Source organism: Neogemmobacter tilapiae, assembly GCF_014652215.1.
Lineage (GTDB): Bacteria > Pseudomonadota > Alphaproteobacteria > Rhodobacterales > Rhodobacteraceae > Neogemmobacter > Neogemmobacter tilapiae.
Window position 1 is genome coordinate 221655 of the sequence record NZ_BMYJ01000003.1, and the last position, 24906, is coordinate 246560.

Below are 24906 nucleotides of genomic sequence, written 5' to 3' on the forward strand. Positions count from 1 at the left end.
AGTTTCCATGCGCACCTATGCCTCTGTCCCCTTCTCGCAGGTCAAGATCAACGGGCCGTTCTGGTCGGAACGGTTGGAAACCGTGCTGACCAAGACCATCCCCAGCCAATATGCGCAGTTGGAAAAGCACAACATGCTGCGGTCGCTGAAACTGCCGCAGCCGGTGCCGCCGCTGACCATTCCGCGCAAGCCTGATGGTTTCACGACCGAGATTTTCTGGGACAGCGACATCGGCAAATGGATCGAAGCCGCGTCCTATGCCCTGTCCCATCGCCGCGACCCGGTGGTCGAGGCGCAGATCGAGGCGATCACCGATGATCTGGAAAAGGCGCAGGCCCCCGATGGCTATCTGAATTGCTGGTATCAGGAACGCGAGCCGGAAAACCGCTGGACCAACCTGCGCGACAACCACGAACTGTACAACGCCGGGCACCTCCTAGAAGGCGCGGTCGCCTATTTCCATGCGACGGGCAAAGACCGTCTGCTGGTGGTGATGGAACGCTATATGGACCATGTGGCCAGCGTTTTCGGGCGCGGTCCGGGGCAGAAACGCGGCTATTGTGGCCACCAAGAGGTGGAACTGGCGCTGGTCAAGGCCTGGCAGGCGACGGGCAAACGCAAGTTTCTGGATCTGGCCACCTACTTCATCGACGAACGCGGCGCGCAGCCGCATTACTTTGACATCGAGGCGCAAGCGCGCGGGCAAAAGCCCAGCGACTATGGCCAAGGCACCTATGAATATTCGCAATCGCATATCCCGGTGCGCGAACAGACCAAGGTGGTAGGCCATGCCGTGCGGGCGATGTATATGTACACCGCGATGGCGGATCTTGCCGCCGAACATGGCGATGCCGCGCTGAAACGGGCCTGCGAGGTGCTGTGGCGCGACGTGACCGAAACGCGGATGTATGTCACCGGCGGCTTTGGCCCCTCGGCCAGCAACGAAGGCTTTACGCTGGATTACGATCTGCCGAACGACACTGCCTATGCCGAAACCTGCGCTTCGGTGGCGATGGTGTTCTGGGCGGCGCGGATGCTGAACCTCGATTTGGATGGCCAGTATGCCGATATGCTGGAACTGGCGCTTTACAACAATTCGCTGGCCGGGCTTTCGCGGGATGGAACCCAGTATTTCTATGACAACAAGCTGGAAAGCGACGGCACCCACCGCCGCTGGGATTGGCATCCTTGCCCCTGCTGCACGATGAACGTGGCACGTCTGGTGGCCAGCATCGGGGGCTATGTCTTTGGCTTGGCAGAACGTGAAGTGGCGATCCACCTGTATGGCGGCGCTTCGGCGACGCTGCCGGTGGCCGGCGGGCAGGTGACGCTGACTGAAACGTCGAACTACCCATGGGATGGGGCGATCCGGGTGGCGGTGGAACCGGAAGGAACGGGCGGCTTCACGCTTTCCCTGCGGATTCCGGCTTGGTGCAAGGGCGCGACACTGGCGGTCAATGGCGCGTCTGTGCCGGTCAAGCCCGAACGCGGCTATGCGCGGATCACCCGCGCTTGGGCCAAGGGCGATGTGATTGACCTGAACCTGCCGATGCAAGCTGAACGTTCTTGGGCCAACCCCGAAGTCAAGGTGGATGTCGGCCGTGTCGCCCTGCGCCGTGGGCCTTTGGTCTATTGCTTGGAACAGATCGATCAGACCCTGCCCCTGTCGCGCCTGCGCCTGCCCCGTACGGCCACGCTGTCGGCGCGGTTTGCGCCCGACCTTCTGGGCGGCATCAGCCTGATCGAAGCCGAAGGTCTGGGTCTGGTGGACAGTCCAGCGTTGTATAGCGACACCCCACCAACTGAGACACCCGCCAAACTGACAGCCGTGCCCTATTACATCTGGTGCAACCGGGGGGCCAACGCCATGCAGGTCTGGGTGCGCGAATGACGGATCAGGCCCATGTCCGTCTGACATCGCTGGAAAAGCACTTTGGCGCGTTTCAGGCGTTAAAGGACATCCAGCTTTCCGTGGAAAAGGGCGAATTCTGTGCTTTGCTGGGGCCTTCGGGCTGCGGCAAATCCACCCTGCTGCGGCTGATCGCCGGGCTGGAAGAGGCGACTTCCGGCCGGATCGAAATCGCAGGCCGCGATGTCACCATGCTGGAACCCTCCGACAGGCAAATCGCGATGGTGTTCCAGTCTTACGCGCTTTACCCGCATATGTCGGTGGCCGAAAACATCGCCTTTTCGCTCGAGGCGGCGGGCGTTCCCAAGGCCAAACGTCTGGCAAAGGCCGCTGAGGCGGCTGCCCTTTTGCAGCTAGACCAACTGCTGGACCGCAAGCCTGCGGCCCTGTCTGGCGGGCAGCGGCAAAGGGTGGCCATTGGCCGCGCCTTGGTGCGCGATCCGCAGGTCTTTCTGTTCGATGAACCGCTCTCCAATCTGGACGCTTTGCTGCGCGTCCAGATGCGGATCGAACTGTCGAACCTGCACCGCCAGATTGGGGCCACGATGATCTATGTCACCCATGATCAGGTCGAGGCGATGACAATGGCCGACAAGATCGTCGTGATGAGCGCGGGTCAGGTGCAGCAGGTCGGCACACCGATGGAACTGTATGACAATCCCGCCAACCGCTTTGTCGCGGGTTTCATCGGCAATCCCGCGATGAGCTTTCTGAACGTGGCAGCCCTGCCCCCTGCCCTGCGGCCCGCAGGCGCGCAGGAAGTGGGCATCCGCCCCGAACATGTGCAGCTGACCGCGCCGGACGCCCCGCTGCATGGCTCGGTGCGGCTGGTGGAACGCTTGGGCAATCAAACCCTGATCCATGTCGAAACCCCCGCCGGGCCCGTCTGCGCCCAAGCGCCGGGCCATGCCACGGCGCGCCTCGGCGAAACCGTTGGTCTAGCGCTGGAGCCGGGTCGGGCCTTTCTGTTCGACGCGACGGGGCATCGGGTCTGACCCCTGCCCTATCGCAGCGTGTTAATGACCAGCGACAGCGCCGCCGAATTTTGGCGGCGGCTGGGATAATACAGGTGATAGCCGGTGAAACGTGGAGACCAATCGTCCAGAACCTGCACCAACCTTCCCCGATGCAAGTCCTCAGCCACCACATCTTCGGGAACGTAGCCCAGTCCCAAGCCATGACACAGCGCGTCTCGCATGGCCGAGGTGCTGTTAAAGGTCAGCTGACCGTTGACGCGCACGCGCAATTCCTGCCCGTCCTTTTCAAACTCCCAAGCATAAAGCCCGCCCGAGGTGGTCTGGCGGTGGTTGATGCAGTCATGGTTCACAAGATCATGCGGCACCTGCGGTTTCGGATGCCGTTCAAAGTATTCAGGTGCCGCAACGGCGACCAAGCGCCAGTCTGGGCTGATCCGCACCGCGATCATGTCTTGATCTAGGCTTTCCCCCAGCCGCACCCCCGCATCAAAACGCTCTTCCACGATGTTGCGAAAACCGTTGTCCAGAAACAGCTCCACGCGGATGTCGGGATAGGCTTGCAACATCGGCCGCAGTTTGGGCCAGACAATCCAATGAAAGGCGTGATCGGACAGGGTGATCCGTACCTGACCCGTCGGTCTGTCCCGCAGGGTCATCAGGGCATCGACTTCGCTTTCGATCTCGTCGATGCGCGGGGCTAGGGTGCGCAAAAGCCGCTCACCCGCCTCGGTCGGGGCGACGCTGCGGGTGGTGCGCGACAAAAGCCGAAGGCCCAGACGAGTTTCCAACGCGCGGATCACATGGCTTAGGGTTGATTGCGACGTGCCCAACCGCGCCGCCGCCCGGGTGAAACTCTGTTCCTCCGCGACGGCCATGAACCAAAGCATATCGTTCAGATCTTTGCGATCCATCGGCACCCTATTCATATCAAATTCCGATAAGTCCTTGCTGATTACACCGTCTAATCGAAAGACTGGCAAGGGGGTAGAAGCGTCGGCATATCCAGATGAAAGGCCTTTCATGGAAGCCACTTTTGACACGCAGCAAGGTCAGTCGACCCAGCCCTGGGCCGCAGTGCGTTGCCTGTCGCTGATGACCTTTGTGTTGGTCGCCTCAGAGTTCATGCCCGTCAGCCTCCTGACCCCCCTCGCCCGCGATCTGGGCATTACTGAAGGGCAGGCAGGGCAGGCGATTGCCTTTTCCGGCCTGTTTGCCGTGCTGACCAGCCTTTTCGGCAATGGCCTTTTGTCGAACATCGACCGCCGAACAGTGGTGGTGCTTTACACTTTGATTCTGGTCTTGGGCGGTCTGCTGACCAGCCTTGCGCCGGATTATCTGACCTTCATGCTCGGGCGGGCCTTGATTGGCGTGTCGATCGGCGGCTTCTGGTCGCTTTCCACCGCGATCCTAGCCCGGATCGTGCCAGCGGCGGATCTGCCCAAGGCGATTGCCATGTTGCAGGGCGGCACCGCCTTTGCCTTTGTCATTGCCGCCCCTTTGGGCAGTTTTCTGGGCGGCTTGATCGGTTGGCGTGGCGCGTTTTTTACCATCGTGCCGGTGGCCCTGCTGGCCGCCCTTTGGCAAATGCGCGCCGTGCCCTCGCTCCCTGCCGATACGGCCGTTTCGGTGGGGCGAATGGTCGGGCTTTTGCGGCAAAGGGTCTTTGCGCTTGGCATGATCTCCATCACCTTGGCCTTTATGGGGCAATTCGCCCTCTCCACCTATCTGCGGCCTTTTCTGGAAGGTGTTACTGGCCTAACGGTCAATCCTCTTTCGCTGGTTTTGTTGGGCTTGGGCCTTACCGGACTGCTGGGCACGCTGATTGTCGGCTTTCTGCTGCGGCGTTATCTGGCCAGCGTTCTGATCGGCCTGCCGCTGGTGCTGGGCCTGATTGCCCTGCTGCTGATCCCTTTCGGTCCCTATGCGCTGCCCATCGCCTTCCTTTTGATGCTTTGGGGCCTATTCATCACCCCCATTCCCGTCGCTTGGAACACCTGGATGACCAAGGCCGTGCCCGATCAGCTTGAGGCGGCAGGTGGCCTGCAAGTGGCGCTGATCCAGTTCGCTATCACCACGGGCGCCTTTGCTGGCGGCTTTCTGTTTGATCTGGCGGGCTGGCAAAGCACCTTCTTCCTAGCGGCCGTGCTTTTCGCCGGCTCGGTGTTTTTTGCAAGACTGACGCTACCTAAACCAAAAGGGCAAACCGATGGCTGATCTTTCACGACGGGCCTTTCTTGCCGCATCGCTTTGCGCGCCAGCCTTCGTACATGCCCAAACCACAGGAGAATCCATGCGCTTGCGCTGCCGCTTTGCCGATCAGGATGTCACCTACCGCCTGCTCGACAATCCCACGACCCACGATCTGATAACGCTTTTGCCTCTGACGCTGACCATCGAAGATTTCTCGTCCAACGAAAAACTGGCGCATCTGCCGCGGCGGCTGGACGAAGGCGGGCTTGCCGATTTCAACGACGAGGCGGCGGGCGATCTGTGCTATTTTCGTGGCTGGGGTAATCTGGCCTTCTTCCACGCCGCCTATCGCTATCGCGGCGATCTCATTCGCCTTGGTCACATCGAGGGTGGCCTAGCCCCCCTGCTGGTGCGCGGCGAACATTCCCTGACACTTGACCTGATCTAAAGGAGAATCCGATGAAAGCCACGGTCCTGCATGCCCCCGGCGATGTGCGTTATGAAGAGGTGCCCGAACCGGAAATCCTGAAATCCACAGACGCCATCATCCGGCTTTCGGCCAGCTGCATCTGCGGCTCGGACCTTTGGCCCTGGCGCGGCATCGACAAGCCTGCCGGCCCCATGCGCATGGGGCACGAATATTGCGGCGTGGTGGTCGAGGTGGGCGCCGATGTCAAAACCATCCGCCCCGGCCAGTTTGTCGTCGGCTCCTTTGCCCTGTCCGACAACACCTGCCCCCATTGCCGCCACGGGTTCCAATCCTCCTGTGTGCAGCGCGAATTCATGAGCGGCGCCCAAGCCCCTCTCGCCCGCGTCCCCTTGGCCGATGGCTCTCTGGTGGCAACCGAAACCATGCCCGACGATGACCTGATCCCCAGCCTTTTGGCGGTCTCGGATGTGTTGGGAACCGGCTGGTATGCCGCCGATGCGGCGCGGGTGCGGCCCGGCTCGACCGTGGCGGTGGTGGGCGATGGGGCCGTTGGTCTGATGGGCGTTCTGGCCGCAAAGCAGATGGGGGCCGGACGGATCATCGCGATGAGCCGTCATAAGCAACGGCAGGATCTGGCCCTGGAATACGGCGCGACGGATATCGTCACCGAAAGGGGCGATGCGGGCGTTGCCGCCATCAAGGCCATGACCCGCGATGTTGGGGCCGATGCGGTGCTGGAGTGCGTGGGGACCAAGGAGTCGATGTTTCAGGCGATCAACGCGGCCCGTCCGGGTGGTTCGGTCGGCTTTGTCGGCGTGCCGCATGGCGTCGAACTGGGCGGCGAATTCCTGTTCTTTTCGCAAAAGAACCTGCTGGGCGGCCCGGCCCCTGTGCGCCGCTTTCTGCCTGATCTGATGGACCTTGTGCTGACCCGCCAGATCAATCCCGGCAAAGTTTTTGATCAGGAATTGCCCATTGCCGATGTGGCCCATGGCTATCGCGCCATGGATGAACGCCGGGCGATCAAGACGCTGCTGCGGATCTGACCTCTTGAAATGCTATGCGACAGGTGACATATTTCAAACGTCACTTGTCGCATGAGGAAAGCCATGGCCGATCCCGCCCTGATCGAACAGGACATTGCCCGCACCTATGCCCTGCTGGGCGGTCGGGCGACGATGACCCGCCCCGTGCGCAACAGCCTTGAGGCGCATGACCTTTTGCTGAACGGCCTGCCCTCACCCGCGCTTTTGCATCTGACGAAAGAGGTGGGGATGCTGTCGCGGGGCAGCTTGCTGGACAAGGCCATTGGCATCAGCCTGCGCACCCTGCAACGGCGCAAGAAAGATGCGGAACCCGCGCTGCTCAGCGTTGATCAAAGCAACCGCGCTTGGAAATTCGCCGAAATTCTGGGCCGCGCCAGTGATATCTTCGGATCGCGCGCCGAGGCTGAGGCTTGGCTCGAACGCCCCGCCATCGGGCTGGATCAGCGCCGCCCGGTCGATCTTTTGGCAACATCCGTGGGGGTCGAGGCGGTCGAGCATTATCTGACGCGGATCGAATACGGGGTTCACACGTGAACCCGCTTTCTCCGCCGCTGGGAACCGGGGCCATCTGGTTCTGGCGGCTGGACATGGCCCGCCATGCGGGCACTTGGGCCAGCGGCGAAGGGGCTTTTCAGGTTGGCGGGCGGTGGAATCCACCGGGTTTGCGCTGTGTCTATGCCGCGCTTGACCCGGCGACCGCGACGCTTGAGGTGGCCGTCCACAAGGGCTTTCACGTGCTGGACAGTCAGCCCCATATCCTGACCAGGGCGCATATTCCCGATCCGGCCCTGATCCATGTCGTCCATCCGCAGGATGTGCCCAACCCGCATTGGCTGGTGCCCTGCACGCCCAATGCCAACCAGCAGGCCTTTGGCGCGGCTCTTCTGGCGCGTCATGCCTTTGTGCTGATCCCCTCGGCCGTGTCGCGGCACTGTTGGAACCTGATCTTTAGCCCGCGTGACGACGCGGCTTATACTGATGTTCAGCAGGAACGCTTTGCCCAAGACCCGCGCCTGCCCCGCTGAACCGCTAACGCAGCGCAACGCCCGTGGTCGGGTGGAACAGATGCACCCGTTCCGAAGCGATATGCACCGTCACTTGCCCAAGCCCATCGGCCACCCGTTCGGTTGCCGCAATCATCAGATCCGTGTCGGAGACGATGTAAGACGCCGAACCCGTCCGCTCCACCAAGGCGACCGGCAGGGTCAGGCTGTTCCCCCCTGCCCCGCCCAGTTCCAGATGCTCGGGCCGCAAGCCGACCGTCACCGCCTCGCCTGATGGGCGCCTGCCCGCAAAGCGCAGCACAGGGCTGCCCGCCAGATCCAGCGCCACCGACTGCTCGTCCTCGCCCACGCGCCCCGGCACAAAGTTCATCGCCGGGGAACCGATGAACCCCGCGACAAACTGGTTCGCGGGCCGGTCATACAGTTCCAACGGCGCACCTTGCTGTTCCACCACACCCGCCCGCATCACGACCACATGATCCGCCATGGTCATCGCCTCGATCTGGTCATGGGTGACATAGACCGAGGTCGCCCCCAGCCGGTTGTGCAGCTTGCGGATTTCGGCGCGCATATGGACGCGCAGGGCGGCATCAAGGTTGGAAAGCGGCTCATCAAACAGAAAGGCCGCCGGATCGCGCACAATGGCGCGGCCCATCGCCACCCTTTGCCGCTGTCCGCCGGACAGTTCACGCGGGTAGCGCTGCAACAGCGCCGAAAGCCCTGTGATTTCAGCAATTTCAGCGGCCCTTGCCTTGGCTTCGGCCTTCGACAGACCTTTCAGACGAAGGGCATAGGTCATGTTCCCTTCGACCGTCAGATGGGGATAAAGCGCATAAGACTGGAACACCATCGCAATGTCCCGCCCGCGCGGTGGCACCGCCGTCACGTCGCGTCCGGCAATTTCGATGCGCCCGCCGCTGATCGTTTCCAGCCCCGCAATCGTGCGCAAAAGCGTCGACTTCCCGCAACCCGATGGCCCGACCAGCGCCACGAACTGGCCCTTGGGAATGTCCAGATTGATCCCCTTCAGCGCGTGATAGCCGCCGTAATGTTTCTCGATGCCCGAAAGGGTGATTTGCTGGGTCATTTCAACGCTCCGGAAGTCAGGCCCGACACGATCTTGCGCTGCAAGGCCACGAAAAGGATCAGGATGGGGGTCACATAAATGGCGGAATAGGTCATGATCCCCGACCAGTCCGACGCATTCGGCCCGGTCAGGAATTGCAGGCCCACGGTGGCGGGTTGCAAGGCGCGGTCGGTGATCAGGCTGCGCGCATAGACATATTCGCCAAGGCTTTGCATGAAGATCAGGATCGCCGTCACCATAATCCCGTTGCGCGCCAAGGGCACGGCGATGAACAGAAACGCCCCCATCCGCGAATTGCCGTCGACCAGCGCCGCCTCTTCCAATTCCTTGGGAATCTGGGTAAAGGCCGCCCGCACCAACACGATATACAGGGGCAGAACCTTGGCCGCTTGGGCCAGCACAACGCCCGTGCGCGGCCAATCCATCATACCCACCTGATTGTAGGCCACAAAGATCGGGGTGATCATCAAGGATGACGGCAGAACCTGCATCATCAGCACGGTGAACAGCACCAGATCCATCCAGACCGACCGCACCCGCGCCAAGGCATAGGCGCAACCCGTGCCCAGAATCACCACCAGCGCCACCGTCCCCGCCGCGATGATGGCGGAATTCTTGATATAGCTGTCCAAGCCATATTTCACCCAAACCTCGGCAAAGCGGAATTGCGGGTCGTGCGGCCAAAAGGTCGGTGGGTTCTGGAAGGTTTCCGTGTTGGTTTTCAACGCGGTGATATACATCCAGTACACAGGGAACAGGTAGAACCCGACCATGACCAAGGCCACGGCCAGCAACACCCAGCGGGTCCAAAGGTTCTTAGCCAGCATGTTCGTTCCTTGTTGAGCGGACATAGACAAAGGCCACGATGACCACGAACAGGATCATCAGCACCGACACGACCGAACCTTGCCCGATGCGATATTCCTCGAAACTCAACTGCCAGGCCCAGTATTGCAGCACATTCGACGCATTCGACGGGCCACCACGGGTGAGGGCTGCGAAAAGGTCGAATTGTTGCAGGGTAAAGATCACACCCAGACTGATCACCGCCCCAAGCTGTGCCCGCATCAGGGGCAGGGTGATGGTCAGGAAACGGTGAAGGCGCGATGCCCCGTCCAGTTCGGCGGCCTCATAAACATCCGCCGGAATGGCCGCCAGACCGACCGACAGCAGGATCATGTTAAAGGGGATGCCCAGCCAGATGTTGGCGATGATGCCCGAATAAAGCGACACGGAAGGGTCCGACAGCCAGAAAATCTTGCCCTCAATCAGGCCCAAAGATTGCAGCACATAGTTCAAAACCCCGAAATCGCCCGCCAGAATCCAGCCCCAGACGGCCCCAACGACCAGCCCCGGCAGAATCCAGCCTGCCAGAAACAGGCCCCGCAACCATGTGGCACCGGGGAAATCCTGTTGAAAGAACAGCGCCAGCCCAAAGCCGATGGTCAGTTGAAAGAACACCGACAGGCCGACGAATTGCACCGTGTTCCAGAAGATCGGCGTGAAAACCCGTTCGCCCATCACTTCGGAATAATTGTCCCAACCGACAAAGGGCCGATCAAAGGACGCCAACGAAAACAGGTCCACTTCCTGAAAGGACATGACGACGTTGTAAATCAGAGGAAAGGCCGAAAAGACCACCAGATAGCCCAAGGCCAGCATCACCAGCAGGGTGTCAAAACCCCCACCGTCACGGAAAACGCGGTCAAAGCGCAGCATGGTCACCTCAGCGGGAAAAGGGCTGCGAGGGGAGGGAGCGACCCCCCGCAGCCATCGGGCCATTACTGGCCCAGAACACCGTCAATCTTGGCCTGTGCATCCGCCAGCGCCTGTTCTGCTGGGGCTTGGCCCGTCAGCGTGGACTGGATCGCGTCTTGCACGGCTTTCGAAATCTTCGGCCATTCGGCATGGGGGCCACGGTTGCGCGCATATTTCATCGATTCGACGAATACCGCATAAGCCGCCGCATGTTTCGGATCGGCCACGTCCACCGGATAGGCGGGCATATAGCCGAATTCGTTCCAGACACGCGGCATCTGTGAATACATGTATTCGACGAATTTGAACGCCGCTTCCGGCTGATCGGTGTTTGCCAGAATGACGTTGTCGCCTTCGCCCAAGGCACTGGCGCGCGGCGCATCTGCCGAAGGCGCGGGCAGCAGGGCGACGCGATAGTCGAACTTCGCCTCTTCGCTCATCCTTGGCAGTTCCCACGGGCCCGAGATCGACATCGCCGCCGAACCCGCGTTGAAGGTGCCCGTCGAATCCCACTGGCCGCGGATCAGGGTATCGGGGCTGGCCAGCCCTTCATCGATGAACTGCTTCCAAAGGTTAAGAGCGGTCACCGCACCGGGCGTGTTGACGTTGTTGAAATCGCCCCCGGCCATTTGCAGCCAAGGCAGAAACTGGAACGTCCCCTCTTCGGTCCCCACCGCAGAGAACGCCAGCCCATAGATGTTTTCTTCCGGCTTCGTCAGCGCCTTGGCCGCCGCATAAAGCTCGTCCCAAGTTTTCGGTGGATTGTCCGGGTCCAGCCCTGCCGCCTTGTACATATCGGCGTTGTAATAGAGGGCAATCGTGTTCGCACCGCGCGGAATACCGTAAATCCCGCCCTCATAGGTGACCGAGGCCAAGGGGCCCGGGTAGATCTGATCCGGCTTGATGACCGAGGATTTGTCGATCATCGGCTTCATGTCCAGCAGCAACCCGCGCGAGGCGAAAAGGGCGACTTCCGGGTTGTCGATATAGGTCACGTCGGGCGCATCGCCGGTCGAAACCGCGCGGGCCAGATCGTTCACCATATCCTCGAACTGCACCGAGCGGACATTCACGATGATGTCCGGGTTGGCCTTCATGAATTCTTCGGCCATCACATAGTGATATTCGCCGGGCCGGTCGATCGTCCACAGGTCGATGGTCACCGTTTCGGCCAAGGCCGGAACAGCTGCCACAGCAAAGGCGGCCGAGGTCAGAAGTCTTTGAATGATCATGGTTTCTCCTCCCATGGGTTACGGTTTGGCCCGGTTGATCCGGGCGCCTGTTGTTACAAAAGCGAGGGGTCACCCCCACCATAGGCACCGTCTTCGGCGACATAATCGCCGCCACGGCATTCCTTCAGGTACTTCATCGACCGGACCTGGCCGGTCATTTCCAGCGCATCGCGGTAAACCGGGTCATGCCAGCCCTCGATGTCGATGGACCCTTTGTATCCATGGCGGCGCAGCTCGCTGATGATTTCGACCCAATTGCTGTCACCAAATCCCGGCGTCCGCATATGCACGAAAGGATGTTTCCCAAAGATCCCATGTTCACGGATCACGTCCCAGCGGATGGTCGCATCCTTGCCGTGAACGTGGAAAATCTTGCTCGCCCATTTACGGATTTGCGGTGTGGGATCAATCAGATAAACCATCTGATGGCAGGGTTCCCATTCCAACCCGATATGATCATCCGGCGTTTCGTTAAAAATCAGCTCCCAAGCGTCGGGGTTATGCGCGATGTTCCAATCGCCCGTCTGCCAGTTGCCATCCATCGCGCAGTTTTCAAAGGCGATCTTCACGCCCTTGTCCGCAGCGCGTTTTGCCAGTTCCGACCAGACCTCACGATAACGCGGCAGGCTGTCGGTCAAAGGCTTGCCCCGGACGCGGCCCGTAAAGCCCGCCACGCAAGTCGCCCCAAAATGATGCGCGTTGTCGATGCAATCCTTCCAGCCTTGCAGGGTTTCGCGGTCCATCGGCTGATCTTCCAAAGGGTTGCCGAACATGCCCAAGGTCGTGATCTTGATATCGCGATCCCCAATTGCGCCGACGCAGGCCTTGCCCAGTTCGGCCAGATTTTGGCCGTTAGTCGTTTGCCAGAAGAAGGGTTCAAAACTTTCAAAGCCCAGATGGCCAATCTGGCCGATGCGTTTGGCAGCCTCGCCGCCAGAGGCCGAGATCATGGTTCCGATGCGGATGGATTTGGCAGGGTCAGACATTCAGGCCTCTTGGATTGTGACCGGAACACGCGCCCCGGTTTCGGCGCTTTGGATGGCCGCAAAGACCATCGCCAGCGAATGGATGTTGTCGATGCCCACGGTCAACGGCTTGTCGCCCTGCTGCACCGCCCGCACGAAATCAAGGATCACCCCGGCATGGCCTTCGACCAGCGGCTCGGGCAGATCGGGCACTTCGACGGGGGTCAACGGACGGAAGAAACCTTCGGCACCCGCGACCACATGGGCTGTGATGCCCTCATTCCCGTCCCAAAGAATGGTCCCCTTGGTGCCAATGATGCGCCAGTTGCACTCCCAAGCCGTATTCGCCCCTTCGGCGCACCAGCTTCCGCGATAGGTCATCGTCACGCCATTTGCGAAATCGAACAGTGCATCGGCACTGGCCCCTTGGGCGTACCAGCTGCCCTTCGGGTTGGTTTCGCGGCAATAAACAGCGGTGGGCGTCGCCCCGATCAGCCAGCGCGCCGCGTCAAAGCTGTGGATCGCCATATCCAGCAGCAGCACATGCGCCATTTCATCGCGGAAGCCGCCGAAATGCGCCCCGATAAAGAAATCCTGATGCAGCGCCGTCATTTCGCCCAAGGCCCCGCTGTCCAGCAGCGCCTTCACCCGCCGAATGCCCCGCAGAAAGCGCCGGTTCTGAATCACGGCATGAATCCGCCCTGCCCCATCCGCTGCGGCAATCAGATCGCGCGCCTGATCCAGCGTGTTCGCCATCGGCTTTTCCGACAGAACATGCGCCCCGGCCGCCAAAGCCTGACGCACCACCGCATGACGGGCGGGAGGAACCACCAGATCAAACACCAGATCGGGCTTTTGGCTTGCCAGTATCGTCCCCAGATCGACACCGCATTCCGCATCCAAGCCATGCCGCGCCGCCAAGGCCTTCGCCGTGTCGATGTTCAGATCGACCAGACCCACCAACTGCACGGCAGCGGTCAGTTCCGGTGTCTCTTTCAGCGCCCGAAGCCAGCCATCGGCCATCGCTCCGCAGCCCACCAAAACGGCGCGCAACATGGAATTCCCCTCCCTTTCCACACGCAGCGGTCCCTCCAGACCCTTCTGCCACGCATGGTTTGTAAACGTTTACGAACACTTCCATAACAGGCCGATTCGTGTCAATCAGATTTTTGGAAACGTTTACAACGTGGCGCAGGAGCAGCCCTCGTGACCGATATCCGGCGTCTGGCCGAACATCTGAACATCTCGATCGGCACCGTCTCGCGGGCGTTGAACAACCGCCCCGGCGTGCATCCCGAAACCCGCAGCCGCGTGCTGCAAGCGGCCACCGAACTCGGCTATGTCGCCAATGCCTCCGGCCGCAGCCTGCGGCGCGGGGCCACCAACACCATTGGCTTTGTCATTGAAACCGGCAGCCCGGCCAATCAGGCGGGTGACAACTTTTTCTACATCGTCACCGACGCCATGCATGAGTCCCTGGCCGAACGTGGCTATGACCTCGTGATCCTCCCCTGCCATTCTGCCGATGATCCCGTCGAATATCTCGCCCGTCTGGTGGCCCGTGGCATCGTCGATGCCCTCGTCATCACCGCCACCCGCGTTCAGGATCAGCGCATTGCGCTGCTCGCCAAATCCGCCATGCCCTTCCTCACCCTGGGCCGCAGCGAAACCCCCGGCGAATACCCTTGGATCGACCTTGATTTCCACGATGTCGCCCGCCGTTCTGTCGCTGAACTCGTCGCCCTCGGCCATCGCCGCATTGCCGTGGCCTTGCCCGAAAAGGACGTGAACCTTGGCCAGCATTACCGCAGCGGCTATCTCGCTGGTCTGCAAGCCGCGGGCCTGCCCGTCGATCCTGATCTGATTCTCCGCGTCGCCACGTCCGAGGAAGGCGGCTATGACTTTGGCCGCCAACTGGCCGCCCTGCCCCACCGCCCCACCGCCGCCCTTTTGTGTTCCGAGGCCACCACCGTTGGCCTCTATGGTGCCTTGCGCAACAACGGCATCGCCCCAGGCACCGATGTCAGCATCATCACCTTCCGCGAAAATCCCCAACTCCGCTTTCTTGACCCTGCCCCCGCCTGTTTTCGCACCTCTTTGCCTGAACTAGGGCAGGAAATGGCCCGTGCTGTCCTGGATCTCTTGGGCAACAACGGAGATCAGGCTCGGCGAAATCATAAGCTTTGGCCAATGACTTTCGTTCCAGGGGCTTCTGTAGCGCCCCCAGGGTCATGAATACCTGACCCGTCGATCCAAGCTGTTCACTTGAACGTTTTAGATACTCCTGACAGCCTTGCCCCATACAGACGGGCATTTCATCAGGAGCAGAACTGTGGCCAACGAACTTATTCTGGGCAGCGCAAACAACGACATTTTGTCAGGTGGTTTTGGTGATGACACCCTGAACGGTCTACAGGGGCACGATCTGCTGCAAGGCCAAGATGGAAATGACCTGATCACGGGCGGTGATGGGAACGACACGTTGGCCGGCGGCGAGGATGCCGACAGTCTGATGGGCGATCAGGGTGATGACAGCCTGTGGGGCGATCGCGGACACGACAGCCTGAACGGCGGAATGGGGAATGACTTGCTCTCAGGCGAGGCGGGCGACGATACACTGATCGGCGATGAAGGGGACGATTTCATTGGTGCGGGATCTGGCAATGACTCGGTTCAAGGTGGGCAGGGCAACGACTTTATCGACGGCGATGCCGGCCAAGACACTTTGCAAGGTGATGCCGGGCAAGATCGGATCAACGGTGGAGCAGGCAACGATCATCTCACCGGTGGGGATAGCCGCGATTCTCTGACCGGAGGCGATGACAACGATACGCTCATCGGCGGATCGGACAATGACACTTTATCCGGCGAAAGCGGCGACGATTTGATCCAGGGGGATCAGGGCGAGGACGTGCTTTATGGCGGTTTTGGTCGCGATCTGTTGTCAGGCGGCGACGACACAGACTTGATCTACGGCGGGACCGATGATGATTTTATAGAAGGAGGCACTGGCCACGACTTCCTGCAAGGCGACGCCGGAAATGACACCATGCATGGGGATGACGGGGATGACAGCCTGACCGGTGGCTTCGGCAATGATCTTGTCTATGGCGGTGCCGGGAATGACACATTGGTCTCCTCAGGCGGATTTGCCGACGAGCTAGGTGGCCATGATACGCTGCAAGGAGGTGACGGTGATGACGTATATTGGCTGATCGGCGAAGAGACGGTTGTAGAAAGCGCAGCGGCAGCGGCGGGGCAAGATTGGTTGTACTCAAATACTATTTCTCTGAATTTAAACGATTTTTCTGGTGTTGAAAACGCCGCGATCTGGGGGTTGGGCGGATTGACTGCGACCGGGGATGACAGCGCGAACATCCTACAGGGTTATGCTGCCAGCCAAACCCTGCTCGGTGGCGCAGGCGGTGATCGGTTGGAAATTCTGGTGATTGCCCAGTCCTCGCTATCCGGAGGCCTGGGCAACGATCGGATGTTTGGTAATGCAGGGCGTGAAACCATGTCCGGAAATCAGGGGTCTGATCGGCTCCGAGGTGCCGACGGCGATGATCGACTCTCGGGTGGGGCGGACGACGACAATGTCGGAGCAGGCCGTGGGAATGACCATCTCTTCGGCGGTGCAGGCCATGATCTTTTGCTCGGTTTTGAAGGTCGTGACCGAATCAGCGGCGGTGTGGGCAACGATACTCTAGGGGGGCGTGAAAATACCGATACGCTGATTGGCGGCGCAGGTGATGACACTTATTATGTGGGCAACGCAAAAACGCTGGTCTCTGAGAAGGCGGGAGGCGGCAGCGATACTCTGATCAGCGACCGTGTTTCCCTACACGCACAAGATTTCAAGCAGATCGAGAGTTTCCGGCTTGAGGGTGATCGCGATCTCAACCTGACAGGGGCCATCCAAGGTGACAGGCTTTCAGGCAACTCCGGCGACAACCGCCTGGACGGGGCGGGAGGGCAGGACTGGCTTTCTGGCGGCAAGGGAAATGATCAGTTCGTGTTTCGCACTTTGTCGGAAATTGACCGGGATCGCATTGCAGATTTCGGAACAGGGGATAAGATAAACCTGTCTGCTTTCATGGATGGCGGACGCTTTATCGGCCAAGCCAAATTCTCCGGCACGGCGGATCAGGTCCGCTATGATCGCGCTAGCGGCTTATTGCAGGGAGATGTCAATGGCGACGGTCGTGCGGATTGGACCATCGTTCTCATGAACCATGCTGTTCTTCAAAAGGACGATTTTCTGTTCTGAAGGAACGCCTTCGCGATACAAATTTAGCGGCAGGATCAAAGGTCTTCTGCGACCCGTCCTTGAATTTGCCGCAAACCTTCTGCTGGTGCAGTGGTGCCGCTGAAGGGACTCGAACCCCCGACCCCATCATTACGAATGACGTGCTCTACCAACTGAGCTACAGCGGCGACGGGGGCGAGGTATCACCAAGCGGAACGGGTGTGAAGCCCCTTTTTCACGGATCGCCCGCCTCGGGGCGATGATCCAGAATTTCGGTGATTTCCGTCGCGTCGGGTGCTTGCGAGGCGGGGCTGATCAGCAGCGGCAGCAGGGCAGCACTGGGGTCTGCGGCGGCATCAGCAGCGGGCGGACGCCAAGAAAGCGTATCGAATCCGCCGCAATGGGCGCAAACCGGGGCCCATTCCGCCTGCACCCTCTGGCATTTGTCGCAGCACCATGCCGGCCCGCGCGGGGCCGAAACGGCGCGGGCGAGCCAACCGCGCACCGCCGATTCCTCGGCCCCCTGCCCGCGCTCAATGGCGGCCATCAGCGCCAGCGCCCTTTGGCTGGGGTTCTTGTCCAACAGATCGCCCAGCGCGCGGCGCGCGGCGGGGAAATCTTCGGCCGACAGATTCAATTCGGCCAGCAGCATCCGCGTTTCAGGATCATCCGGATGTAGCGTGGTCAATACCTTGAACCGCTTCAGCCGCGCCTCCGGCGTTTCCTCAGGCTCCAGCGCCGCAAAGGCCGCCGCCAGATCGGGATGCGGTCGCACGTCCCACGCCTTTTTCAAGACCTTCGTCGCTGCTTTCACCTCGCCCTTCTGCGCTAAACCCCGCGCCGCCAAGGATGCCGCCGGGATCAGGTCAGGCGACAATCGGTTCGCCAGAATCGCCGCCTCGCGCGCCTCGACGCTCGCGCCATCGTCCAGCACGCCCCTGGCCTCTTGCAGGGCCAGCACCGCATCGCGCCGCCGATAGACATCCTTTGGCAGGCTGCCCGTTTTCGCCTGCGTCTCCAGCGTTTTCCGTGCCCCTTTCCAATCGGCCTGCCCCGTCTGCATCTGCAAAAGGACATCCTGAATTTCCGGGTGGCGCGGTTTCAGCTCCAACGCCTTTTCCGCCAGTTTCAGCGCCGTCGCCTGATCCCCCTCGGCCAGCTTTTGCAGCATCAGGCCGCGCACACCAATGAACCGGGTCCGGTCATCCGCCAAAAGCGCCTTATAGGCCTCGGACGCCCGCGTGTTGTTGCCCGCCATTTCGGCGGATTGGGCGGCGATCAGATTGGTCAGTTCCGGCCTTGCCAGATATTTCTCGGCCCTTTGCGCCCGTGACAGCGCCAGATGCCCGTCGCCCGAAGCCAAGGCAATCAGACTGTCCGACAGCGCCTGATAGCCTTTGCGCTCCCGATTGCGGTCGAAATAGCGCGACAGGGCTGTTTCATCGCCGTTCAGAAAGTGAAACGTAGCCGACAGCAGCGCCAAGATGCGCAGCGCCAGCCAGACCAGCGCAAACAGCAGCAGGATGGCGATCAGGGTTTGCAACGGGCCAAGCGTGAACTCATAGCCCATCGCCGCCAAGCGAATGCCGCCGCCCAGATCGGTCAGATAGACCGCGCCCAGCGCCATGGCGGCAATCAGGGCAAAGAACAACAAGGCCTTGAACAGAGATGTGATCATGGTTGCCACCCGGCAACCGCCGCCAGCGCCGTTTGGCGTTTCGTGGCCTGCTCCACCCAAGCCGTCATTTCGGCCGCCGCCTCGGGCGACAGGGCAGCCAGTTCGCTGAGCGTCGCGGCCAGATCACCCTTAGCCAGCGCTGCCTCGGCCCGCGACAGGATGGCATCGGGATCACTGCCCTCTTGCGGCGTCAGCGACCGCGCGCCGGTTTGGCTGCGCAGAAAAGTGCCGAAACGGTCGGTCCAGCCCTCACCCGGCTCTGCGCGCAAGGCCGCTGTCAGCGCGGCACGGGCAGCGGCGGGAAAATCCGCCTGTAACTGCGCAAGGCTAGGCAGGCCGCTGTCGGCTTGCTGTGTGATCCCCTCAGGTGCCGTCACGCCTTCGGCAGTCAAAACAGCCAAAGCCTCGGCGTAAGGCTGGCCGCTTTCCATCGTGGCCGTCAGCCGTGCCAATCCCGTGGTGATCCGCGCGGCGCGGGCTGTCGCTTCGGCCTCGGCCTTGGTGGCGGCCAATTGCGCCTCGGCCTCTTTCGCCGCTGCTTCGACACGCGCCACCGCTTCGGCACTGTCCGCTTGACCAACCGACACAGGCCGCGCCTTCAACGCCGCCAGTTCACTTTCGATCTTATCCAGACGAGGCGTCAGATCGGGCAGGTCCGCAGCAGGCTTGGCCAGCGCCGCCTCCACCGCCGCCAACCTATCTGTCAGGCTGGTATCGGGTTTCGGAATCGCCGCCAGCGCCATTTCAACCGCAGTCAGGCGGTCAATCAGCGCCGTATCGGTCGCCACCGGCTGCCAGCCCTGCGGCAAAAGATACATCGACAGACCAAAACCCATCGCTGCCGCCAGCGCGCCGCCGGTCACCAGACCCGGAAAGGCCGAACGCGGACGATCGGGTTTGGGCGGTGTTGGAACAGCTTCGGGTGCAGGATCGGGAATGTCCGTCGTGTCTGTCATGTCCCTCTCCTACCTTTTCGTAACCCTAGCCCTGCCCAACGCCGCCCGACAAGAGCCGTTCCATCGCCGCAACCATCGCCTCGGCGTCAGGCCTTTCCGAAATGGCCATGCGATCCCCGGCGCGCAAGATCAGCGCATCGGCCACGGCAGGCGACAGCGCTGCAAACCACAGGGCCGCCGGCAGATTTCCGCGCGCCTGCCTCAGCAAATCTGCCGACCGTGGCGAAAAGACCGGGGCAATGACAGAGCCGGAACCCGCCAAAAGGGCAAGCGCCTGATCCGTCAGCCCGCATGGTAAAGTTTCATAGACCACAACGCCCTGCACATTCAGGCCCAGCGCCGCAAAATCCTGCCGAACCTCGCGTCCATGCGGGTGCAGGAATGGGCCGGCCAGCCCCTTGGTGCGGATCAATTCCGCCAAGGTTAACGCATCGCCCCCCGCCGATTCGGCTTGATAACCAGCTTCGCACGCGACCTCTGCCGTGCGATCACCAACACAAAACGCCAGTTGGGGAAGATTCCATCCGCGCCCTTGTAGCGCCCGCACCGCGTTTTCCGAGGTGAAAAGCACCGCCGCGAAATCCCCCTTTGGTTGGTCCACGGGAACATTCTGCACCGATTGCAGCGGGGAAATAACGACCGGCCAAGACGCAAGACTGCGGGCAAAACGTTGCGAAGCGGCCAAAGGCCGTGTCAGCAGAACCGGGATGGGTTGGGATTGCCTGACCATGCTTTGGGTGTTACCCCCACCCGAACCCCCAAGGCAACCGCATGAAACCCCTGACCTTCCTTGGCATCGAATCCAGTTGCGATGACACTGCCGCCGCCGTGGTGCGGTCGGATGGCACCATCATGGCCTCGGTTGTCGAAGGGCAGACCGCCCTGCATGCCGCCTTTGGCGGCGTTGTCCCTGAAATCGCCGCCCGCGCCCATGCCGAACGGCTGGATACTTGCGTCGAACAGGCGCTGACGCAGGCCGGTTTGGCGCTGACCGATCTGGACGGCATCGCCGTCACGGCAGGGCCGGGGCTGATTGGCGGGGTTTTGTCGGGCGTGATGCTGGCCAAGGGACTGGCCTTGGCGACAGGTCTGCCGATGGTGGGGGTTAACCATTTGGCGGGCCATGCGCTGACCCCGCGCCTGACAGATGGTCTGAAGTTTCCCTATCTGATGCTGCTCGTCTCCGGCGGACATTGCCAGTTTCTGCGCGTCGATGGCGTGGATCGCTTTACCCGTCTGGGCGGTTCCATCGACGATGCCCCCGGCGAGGCCTTCGACAAGGTGGCGAAAATCCTCGCCCTGCCGCAACCCGGTGGCCCCTCTGTGCAGGCCGAGGCAGCGCTGGGCGATGCCAAGCGCTTTCCCCTGCCCCGGCCGCTGCTGGACAGGCCCGGTTGCGACATGTCCTTTTCGGGCCTCAAGACCGCTGTTTTGCGGCTGCGGGACACCTGCATGACCGGCTTGGGTGGCCTGCGCGCGCAAGATCGGCGCGACATTTGCGCCGCTTTTCAAGGTGCGGTGGCGGACGTTCTAACGGAAAAAACACGGCGGGCCCTGTTGACCTGCCCCGATGCCACCGCCTTGGCCGTGGCGGGGGGTGTCGCGGCGAATGTCGAAATCCGGGCGCGGCTGACGGCGCTTTGCAATGAGCTAGACCTGCGGTTCTTGGCCCCACCCTTGGCGCTGTGCACAGACAATGCGGCGATGATCGCTTGGGCGGGTATCGAGCGATTTCAATCGGGTGCTCTGGACGGGATGGAACTGGTGGCGCGGCCACGCTGGCCCTTGGACCAGACCGCTCCGGCCCTGATCGGATCGGGCAAAAAGGGGGCCAAGGCATGATCGGCATCGTGGGTGCAGGCGCTTTTGGCACGGCCCTCGGTGTGGCCTTGGCAAGCGAAAGCCGTGACGTAGTGCTTTGGGCGCGGGATGCGACCCAGGTGGCAGACATGGCATCGATCCGCGAAAACAAAGCTCTTCCCGGGGTGAGGCTTCCGCCGGCCTTGCATCCAGCCGCTGCGCTAGAGGATTTGTCGGCGGCACAAGTCGTTCTTCTGACCTTGCCGATGCAGGCATTGCATGGCTTTCTGGATATGTATCAATCTCATTTCAGCCATAAGATACTGGTCGCTTGCTGTAAGGGCATTGACCTATCGGCCCTGACTGGCCCATCGCATGTCATCGCCCGCACCTGCCCGTCTGCCACCCCCGCTGTGCTCACGGGGCCATCCTTTGCCGCCGACATCGCCCGCGGCCTTCCCACAGCCTTAACCCTTGCCTGTGATGATCCGCAGATTGGTGAGATGCTTCAACGGGCACTTTCAACGCCTGCACTGCGGCTTTACCGCACGACAGATGTCACCGGGGCCGAATTAGGCGGAGCATTGAAGAATGTCATCGCTATCGCTTGCGGTGTCGCGATTGGCGCGGGTTTGGGTGAAAGCGCGCGGGCCGCGTTGATGGCGCGGGGCTTTGCCGAGATGCAGCGGCTGGCCTTGGCGCGGGGTGCGCAGGCCGAGACGCTGATGGGGCTTTCAGGCTTTGGCGATCTGGTGCTGACCTGCACCTCCGCCCAATCCCGAAATTTCCGCCACGGCCTTGCGCTGGGCAAGGGTGAAGCTCCGCCTGCGGCCACGGTCGAAGGAGTCGCCACAGCCCAAGCTGTCGCCCGTTTGGCGGGACAGTTGGGGCTGGAAATGCCAGTCACGGCGCAGGTCGCAGCGCTTGTCACGGGTCGTCAGACCGTCAAGAATGCTTTGGAAAGCCTGCTGACCCGTCCGTTAAAAGAGGAATGAGATGCCCCTGTTCGCCCTGATCTGTGAAGACAAACCCGGCCATCTGGCCACCCGCATGGAAAACCGCCCCGCCCATTTGGATCACATCAAGAACAGCGGGGTCGTGGCCATGGCCGGGCCGACCCTGGACGGTGAGGGGCAGATGAATGGTTCGATCGTGGTGCTGGATGTGGCGGACCGGGCGGCGGCCGCGGCTTGGGCGGTAGCAGACCCCTATGCGAAAGCGGGATTGTTTGCCAATGTGGCGATCAAGGAATGGAAAAAGGTGATCGGCTGATGCCTTTCTGGTTGTTCAAATCCGAACCCGATACCTGGAGCTGGGACCAGCAGGTCGCCAAAGGCGAGGCGGGCGAGGAATGGCATGGGGTCCGCAATTATCAGGCGCGCAACAATATGCGGGCGATGAAGGTTGGGGATCTGGGGTTCTATTATCATTCCAATATCGGCAAGGCGGTGGTGGGGATCGTACAGGTTTGCCGGGAAAGCGCGCCGGACAGCACGACCGATGATCCGCGTTGGGATTGTGTGATGATCAAGGCGGTGCGGCCCTTGGCGCGGCCTGTCACGCTGGAGGAGTGCAAGGTTCAGCCGGGGTTGGAGCAGATGGTTCTGGTCAACAATTCCCGCCTCTCGGTCCAGCCGGTGACGGAGGCGGAATGGGCCATCGTTTGCCAGATGGGTGGGGTGGAGCCGTAGGAGGATTTCGATCCGACCGGCCTATGCAAAGCAGGCGATTTCACGCGTGAAATACAGAATATGTGCTTGATATTGTTTATATATGCAATATTTGGAATGTATATTCTGGGTGCCGCCATCCCGTTGCCCCACATAAAAGAACGAAGGGCCGCGCACCCCTACGCAGCCCTTCATCCACCCCACGTGCCCCATTGCACACACGTGTTCTGATATAGGACCGCGCATCCTGCGCCGTTCATCTGAATCTGCGGCAAAGCCCCGATTCCGGCAAGCGCCGAATGTCGGGGATTTACCTCAAATGCTGTTGATCACCGTGCCCGCAGGTTGGGCAGGAAGGCCGCCGCCAGACCGATCAGCGGCAGCCAGGCCGAGATCTGAAAGACAAAATGCACATCGCGCGCATCCGCCACCTGCCCCATGATCGCCGCGCCCAGCGCGCCCATGCCAAAGGCCAGACCAAAGAACAGGCCCGCAATCATCCCCACCTTTTGCGGCAGCAATTCTTGCGCATAGACGATGATCGCCGGAAAGGCCGAGGCCATGATCATCCCGCCCAGCGCCGACAGCACGATGCAGGGGTAAAGCCCCACATAGGGCATCAGGATCGAAAACGGGAAAACCCCCAGAATCGACAGCCAGATCACCCGTTTCCGCCCGATCCTGTCACCGACCGGCCCGCCAACAAAGGTGCCCAAGGCCACCGCCGCGAGATAGATGAACAGACAGAACTGTGCCTGATCCACGCTAAGCCCGAATTGTTCGATCAGGTAAAAGCTGTAATAGCTGGAAAAGCTGGCCGAATAGACAAACTTGGAAAACATCAGCAGGATCAGCAAGATCAGGGTCAAGCGCACCTTGCCGGGGGCCAGATCATGCAGCTTGGGCCGACTTTTGCCCGCCAAGGCCCGGTGCGCGCCTTCGCGCACGAACCAGCGTCCGACATAGGTTAGCACCAACATGCCCAGCATCGCCACGGCGGCAAACCATTCCACCGAAATCTGGCCGCGCGGCACGACAATCGCCGCTGCCGCCAAGGGCCCCAGCGAGGTGCCGATATTGCCGCCCACCTGAAAGAAGCTTTGCGCAAAGCCGGGGCGCATTCCAGCGGCCAGCCGCGCGATGCGCGAGGATTCAGGGTGAAAGATCGCCGATCCCAGACCGATCAGGGCCACCGAGATCAGCACCATGCCAAAGCTGGCCGCATGGGCCAGCAGGATCAGGCCGACCAGCGTGCTGCCCATTCCGGCGGCCAAGGCATAGGGCAAGGGGCGCTTGTCGGTGTAAAGGCCCACCAGCGGCTGAAGGATCGAGGCGGTGCCCTGAAAGGCCAGCGTGATCAGCCCGATTTGCCCATAGGTCAGGGCCAGTGAATCCTTGATCAGCGGATAGATCGCCGGGATCAGCGATTGCATCAGATCGTTCAGCATGTGGCAAAAGGCCACGGCAAAGATCACATGGGTGACGGTGGTCTCCGGCCCGTGCAGCGGCGCTGCATCGGGGCGGGTCTGGGGTGCGCTTGTCATGATTTCGTCCGCTTCGGGTCCGGCAAGGCGTAACATGCACCGGACCCGGGCGAAAGATCAGCGCCTGTTCATTTATACACGGCTTCTTTGCCGAAATGTTTGGTCAGAAGGTAATAGACAACCGCACGATGCTTGTTCCGCTCGGACCGGCCATATTGGTCGATCACCGCATTGATCGCTTCCATCAGTTTCGGCCCATCGGCCAGACCCAGTTTCTTGATCAGAAAATTGTTCTTCACCCGCTCCAGTTCCGCGTCATCGCTGGCCGCCACCGTTTCGCTGTCGGCACTATAGATCGACGGCCCACAACCGATGGTCACCTTGGTCAACAGATCCATGTCCGGCGCGACCTTGCATTTGTTCTTCAGGTCGTCGGCATATTTCGTGATCAGCTCGTCCCGCTTGCTCATT

Annotated in this window: 25 protein-coding genes and 1 tRNA gene; 13 read left to right on the forward strand and 13 right to left on the reverse strand. The window is 61.2% G+C overall.

The features are described from left to right. Positions 1 to 7 precede the first annotated feature (7 nt). On the forward strand, positions 8 to 1891 hold the full coding sequence (locus IE095_RS06095; RefSeq protein ID WP_189410733.1) for a glycoside hydrolase family 127 protein: 1884 nt from the start codon (positions 8 to 10) through the stop codon (positions 1889 to 1891). Next, positions 1888 to 2904, forward strand: coding sequence for an ABC transporter ATP-binding protein (locus IE095_RS06100; RefSeq protein ID WP_189410734.1), 1017 nt, complete (start codon positions 1888 to 1890; stop codon positions 2902 to 2904). Before IE095_RS06095 ends, IE095_RS06100 begins: the two co-directional genes overlap by 4 nt. Positions 2905 to 2912: 8 nt before the next feature. On the opposite strand, the gene IE095_RS06105 is transcribed toward IE095_RS06100, so the two are convergent. Continuing rightward, on the reverse strand, positions 2913 to 3797 hold the full coding sequence (locus IE095_RS06105; protein WP_189410735.1) for a LysR family transcriptional regulator: 885 nt from the start codon (positions 3795 to 3797) through the stop codon (positions 2913 to 2915). 109 nt (positions 3798 to 3906) lie between these two features. Here IE095_RS06105 and IE095_RS06110 point away from each other — a divergent pair, with 109 nt between their 5' ends. The 5 genes from IE095_RS06110 (at position 3907) to IE095_RS06130 (ending at position 7577) form a co-directional block, all read left to right on the forward strand. Next, positions 3907 to 5100 (forward strand): MFS transporter, encoded by a 1194-nt coding sequence (locus IE095_RS06110; protein WP_189410736.1) that lies wholly within the window; start codon positions 3907 to 3909, stop codon positions 5098 to 5100. Between the two features lie 76 nt (positions 5101 to 5176). Then, a complete protein-coding gene (locus IE095_RS06115; protein ID WP_189410737.1) occupies positions 5177 to 5524 on the forward strand; it encodes a cyclophilin-like fold protein in 348 nt (115 codons plus the stop codon). 11 nt (positions 5525 to 5535) lie between these two features. Then, entirely contained in the window at positions 5536 to 6552 is a 1017-nt protein-coding gene (locus IE095_RS06120) for a zinc-dependent alcohol dehydrogenase family protein (RefSeq protein ID WP_189410738.1), read from the forward strand. Between the two features lie 63 nt (positions 6553 to 6615). Then, positions 6616 to 7086 (forward strand): Xre family toxin-antitoxin system antitoxin, encoded by a 471-nt coding sequence (locus IE095_RS06125; protein WP_229804575.1) that lies wholly within the window; start codon positions 6616 to 6618, stop codon positions 7084 to 7086. Further along, positions 7083 to 7577 (forward strand): RES family NAD+ phosphorylase, encoded by a 495-nt coding sequence (locus IE095_RS06130; protein ID WP_229804578.1) that lies wholly within the window; start codon positions 7083 to 7085, stop codon positions 7575 to 7577. The genes IE095_RS06125 and IE095_RS06130 overlap by 4 nt, the downstream gene beginning before the upstream one ends. Before the next feature lie 4 nt (positions 7578 to 7581). Here the strand turns inward: IE095_RS06130 and IE095_RS06135 are convergent, their stop codons facing one another. From IE095_RS06135 to IE095_RS06160, 6 genes are all read right to left on the reverse strand, one after another. Further along, complete coding sequence (locus IE095_RS06135; RefSeq protein ID WP_189410740.1) at positions 7582 to 8643, reverse strand: ABC transporter ATP-binding protein; 1062 nt, start codon at positions 8641 to 8643, stop codon at positions 7582 to 7584. Next, positions 8640 to 9470 carry a carbohydrate ABC transporter permease gene (locus IE095_RS06140; protein ID WP_189410741.1) on the reverse strand — a complete coding sequence of 277 codons (831 nt, stop codon included), beginning with the start codon at positions 9468 to 9470 and terminating at the stop codon, positions 8640 to 8642. Before IE095_RS06140 ends, IE095_RS06135 begins: the two co-directional genes overlap by 4 nt. Next, complete coding sequence (locus tag IE095_RS06145; protein ID WP_189410885.1) at positions 9460 to 10362, reverse strand: carbohydrate ABC transporter permease; 903 nt, start codon at positions 10360 to 10362, stop codon at positions 9460 to 9462. Before IE095_RS06145 ends, IE095_RS06140 begins: the two co-directional genes overlap by 11 nt. A 62-nt stretch (positions 10363 to 10424) precedes the next feature. Then, complete coding sequence (locus IE095_RS06150; RefSeq protein WP_189410742.1) at positions 10425 to 11633, reverse strand: ABC transporter substrate-binding protein; 1209 nt, start codon at positions 11631 to 11633, stop codon at positions 10425 to 10427. A gap of 53 nt (positions 11634 to 11686) precedes the next feature. Continuing rightward, positions 11687 to 12619, reverse strand: coding sequence for a sugar phosphate isomerase/epimerase family protein (locus IE095_RS06155; RefSeq protein WP_189410743.1), 933 nt, complete (start codon positions 12617 to 12619; stop codon positions 11687 to 11689). Then, complete coding sequence (locus IE095_RS06160) at positions 12620 to 13654, reverse strand: Gfo/Idh/MocA family protein (RefSeq protein ID WP_189410744.1); 1035 nt, start codon at positions 13652 to 13654, stop codon at positions 12620 to 12622. 150 nt (positions 13655 to 13804) lie between these two features. Here IE095_RS06160 and IE095_RS06165 point away from each other — a divergent pair, with 150 nt between their 5' ends. Continuing rightward, positions 13805 to 14833, forward strand: a complete 1029-nt coding sequence (locus IE095_RS06165; RefSeq protein ID WP_189410745.1) for a substrate-binding domain-containing protein — start codon at positions 13805 to 13807, stop codon at positions 14831 to 14833. A gap of 97 nt (positions 14834 to 14930) precedes the next feature. Continuing rightward, positions 14931 to 16868 carry a calcium-binding protein gene (locus IE095_RS06170; protein WP_268247712.1) on the forward strand — a complete coding sequence of 646 codons (1938 nt, stop codon included), beginning with the start codon at positions 14931 to 14933 and terminating at the stop codon, positions 16866 to 16868. 91 nt (positions 16869 to 16959) lie between these two features. Here the strand turns inward: IE095_RS06170 and IE095_RS06175 are convergent. The 4 genes from IE095_RS06175 to IE095_RS06190 all read right to left on the reverse strand — a co-directional run bounded on the left by IE095_RS06175 (position 16960) and on the right by IE095_RS06190 (position 20211). Then, positions 16960 to 17035, reverse strand: a tRNA-Thr gene (locus IE095_RS06175). Positions 17036 to 17082: 47 nt separating this feature from the next. Then, positions 17083 to 18525, reverse strand: a complete 1443-nt coding sequence (locus IE095_RS06180) for a heme biosynthesis protein HemY (RefSeq protein WP_189410747.1) — start codon at positions 18523 to 18525, stop codon at positions 17083 to 17085. After that, positions 18522 to 19481, reverse strand: coding sequence for a COG4223 family protein (locus tag IE095_RS06185; protein WP_189410748.1), 960 nt, complete (start codon positions 19479 to 19481; stop codon positions 18522 to 18524). The genes IE095_RS06180 and IE095_RS06185 overlap by 4 nt, the downstream gene beginning before the upstream one ends. Positions 19482 to 19506: 25 nt before the next feature. After that, a complete protein-coding gene (locus IE095_RS06190; protein WP_189410749.1) occupies positions 19507 to 20211 on the reverse strand; it encodes a uroporphyrinogen-III synthase in 705 nt (234 codons plus the stop codon). Positions 20212 to 20252: 41 nt separating this feature from the next. On the opposite strand from IE095_RS06190, the gene tsaD reads away from it, so the two are divergent. The 4 genes from tsaD to IE095_RS06210 are packed head-to-tail and all read left to right on the forward strand — an operon-like array spanning position 20253 to position 22972. Then, entirely contained in the window at positions 20253 to 21323 is a 1071-nt protein-coding gene (gene tsaD / locus IE095_RS06195) for a tRNA (adenosine(37)-N6)-threonylcarbamoyltransferase complex transferase subunit TsaD (RefSeq protein WP_189410750.1), read from the forward strand. Continuing rightward, positions 21320 to 22276, forward strand: coding sequence for an NAD(P)H-dependent glycerol-3-phosphate dehydrogenase (locus IE095_RS06200; protein ID WP_189410751.1), 957 nt, complete (start codon positions 21320 to 21322; stop codon positions 22274 to 22276). Before tsaD ends, IE095_RS06200 begins: the two co-directional genes overlap by 4 nt. Before the next feature lies 1 nt (position 22277). Further along, positions 22278 to 22553, forward strand: a complete 276-nt coding sequence (locus IE095_RS06205; RefSeq protein ID WP_189410752.1) for a YciI family protein — start codon at positions 22278 to 22280, stop codon at positions 22551 to 22553. Beyond that, positions 22553 to 22972, forward strand: a complete 420-nt coding sequence (locus tag IE095_RS06210; RefSeq protein WP_189410886.1) for an EVE domain-containing protein — start codon at positions 22553 to 22555, stop codon at positions 22970 to 22972. Before IE095_RS06205 ends, IE095_RS06210 begins: the two co-directional genes overlap by 1 nt. Before the next feature lie 308 nt (positions 22973 to 23280). Here IE095_RS06210 and IE095_RS06215 read toward each other — a convergent pair whose 3' ends face one another. Beyond that, a complete protein-coding gene (locus IE095_RS06215) occupies positions 23281 to 24495 on the reverse strand; it encodes an MFS transporter (protein WP_189410753.1) in 1215 nt (404 codons plus the stop codon). Between the two features lie 68 nt (positions 24496 to 24563). After that, entirely contained in the window at positions 24564 to 24905 is a 342-nt protein-coding gene (locus IE095_RS06220) for a DUF2853 family protein (RefSeq protein ID WP_189410754.1), read from the reverse strand. Position 24906 lies beyond the last annotated feature (1 nt).

Bases quoted from the DNA above. Each gene is read 5' to 3' on its own strand.
- tsaD (WP_189410750.1), top strand. From the start codon at position 20,253: ATGAAACCCCTGACCTTCCTTGGCATCGAATCCAGTTGCGATGACACT.
- IE095_RS06190 (WP_189410749.1), bottom strand. From the start codon at position 20,211: ATGGTCAGGCAATCCCAACCCATCCCGGTTCTGCTGACACGGCCTTTG.
- IE095_RS06145 (WP_189410885.1), bottom strand. From the start codon at position 10,362: ATGCTGCGCTTTGACCGCGTTTTCCGTGACGGTGGGGGTTTTGACACC.
- IE095_RS06105 (WP_189410735.1), bottom strand. From the start codon at position 3,797: ATGGATCGCAAAGATCTGAACGATATGCTTTGGTTCATGGCCGTCGCG.
- IE095_RS06150 (WP_189410742.1), bottom strand. From the start codon at position 11,633: ATGATCATTCAAAGACTTCTGACCTCGGCCGCCTTTGCTGTGGCAGCT.
- IE095_RS06125 (WP_229804575.1), top strand. From the start codon at position 6,616: ATGGCCGATCCCGCCCTGATCGAACAGGACATTGCCCGCACCTATGCC.
- IE095_RS06215 (WP_189410753.1), bottom strand. From the start codon at position 24,495: ATGACAAGCGCACCCCAGACCCGCCCCGATGCAGCGCCGCTGCACGGG.
- IE095_RS06200 (WP_189410751.1), top strand. From the start codon at position 21,320: ATGATCGGCATCGTGGGTGCAGGCGCTTTTGGCACGGCCCTCGGTGTG.
- IE095_RS06100 (WP_189410734.1), top strand. From the start codon at position 1,888: ATGACGGATCAGGCCCATGTCCGTCTGACATCGCTGGAAAAGCACTTT.
- IE095_RS06155 (WP_189410743.1), bottom strand. From the start codon at position 12,619: ATGTCTGACCCTGCCAAATCCATCCGCATCGGAACCATGATCTCGGCC.
- IE095_RS06110 (WP_189410736.1), top strand. From the start codon at position 3,907: ATGGAAGCCACTTTTGACACGCAGCAAGGTCAGTCGACCCAGCCCTGG.
- IE095_RS06180 (WP_189410747.1), bottom strand. From the start codon at position 18,525: ATGATCACATCTCTGTTCAAGGCCTTGTTGTTCTTTGCCCTGATTGCC.
- IE095_RS06205 (WP_189410752.1), top strand. From the start codon at position 22,278: ATGCCCCTGTTCGCCCTGATCTGTGAAGACAAACCCGGCCATCTGGCC.
- IE095_RS06220 (WP_189410754.1), bottom strand. From the start codon at position 24,905: ATGAGCAAGCGGGACGAGCTGATCACGAAATATGCCGACGACCTGAAG.
- IE095_RS06160 (WP_189410744.1), bottom strand. From the start codon at position 13,654: ATGTTGCGCGCCGTTTTGGTGGGCTGCGGAGCGATGGCCGATGGCTGG.
- IE095_RS06115 (WP_189410737.1), top strand. From the start codon at position 5,177: ATGCGCTTGCGCTGCCGCTTTGCCGATCAGGATGTCACCTACCGCCTG.
- IE095_RS06210 (WP_189410886.1), top strand. From the start codon at position 22,553: ATGCCTTTCTGGTTGTTCAAATCCGAACCCGATACCTGGAGCTGGGAC.
- IE095_RS06095 (WP_189410733.1), top strand. From the start codon at position 8: ATGCGCACCTATGCCTCTGTCCCCTTCTCGCAGGTCAAGATCAACGGG.
- IE095_RS06140 (WP_189410741.1), bottom strand. From the start codon at position 9,470: ATGCTGGCTAAGAACCTTTGGACCCGCTGGGTGTTGCTGGCCGTGGCC.
- IE095_RS06185 (WP_189410748.1), bottom strand. From the start codon at position 19,481: ATGACAGACACGACGGACATTCCCGATCCTGCACCCGAAGCTGTTCCA.
- IE095_RS06135 (WP_189410740.1), bottom strand. From the start codon at position 8,643: ATGACCCAGCAAATCACCCTTTCGGGCATCGAGAAACATTACGGCGGC.
- IE095_RS06120 (WP_189410738.1), top strand. From the start codon at position 5,536: ATGAAAGCCACGGTCCTGCATGCCCCCGGCGATGTGCGTTATGAAGAG.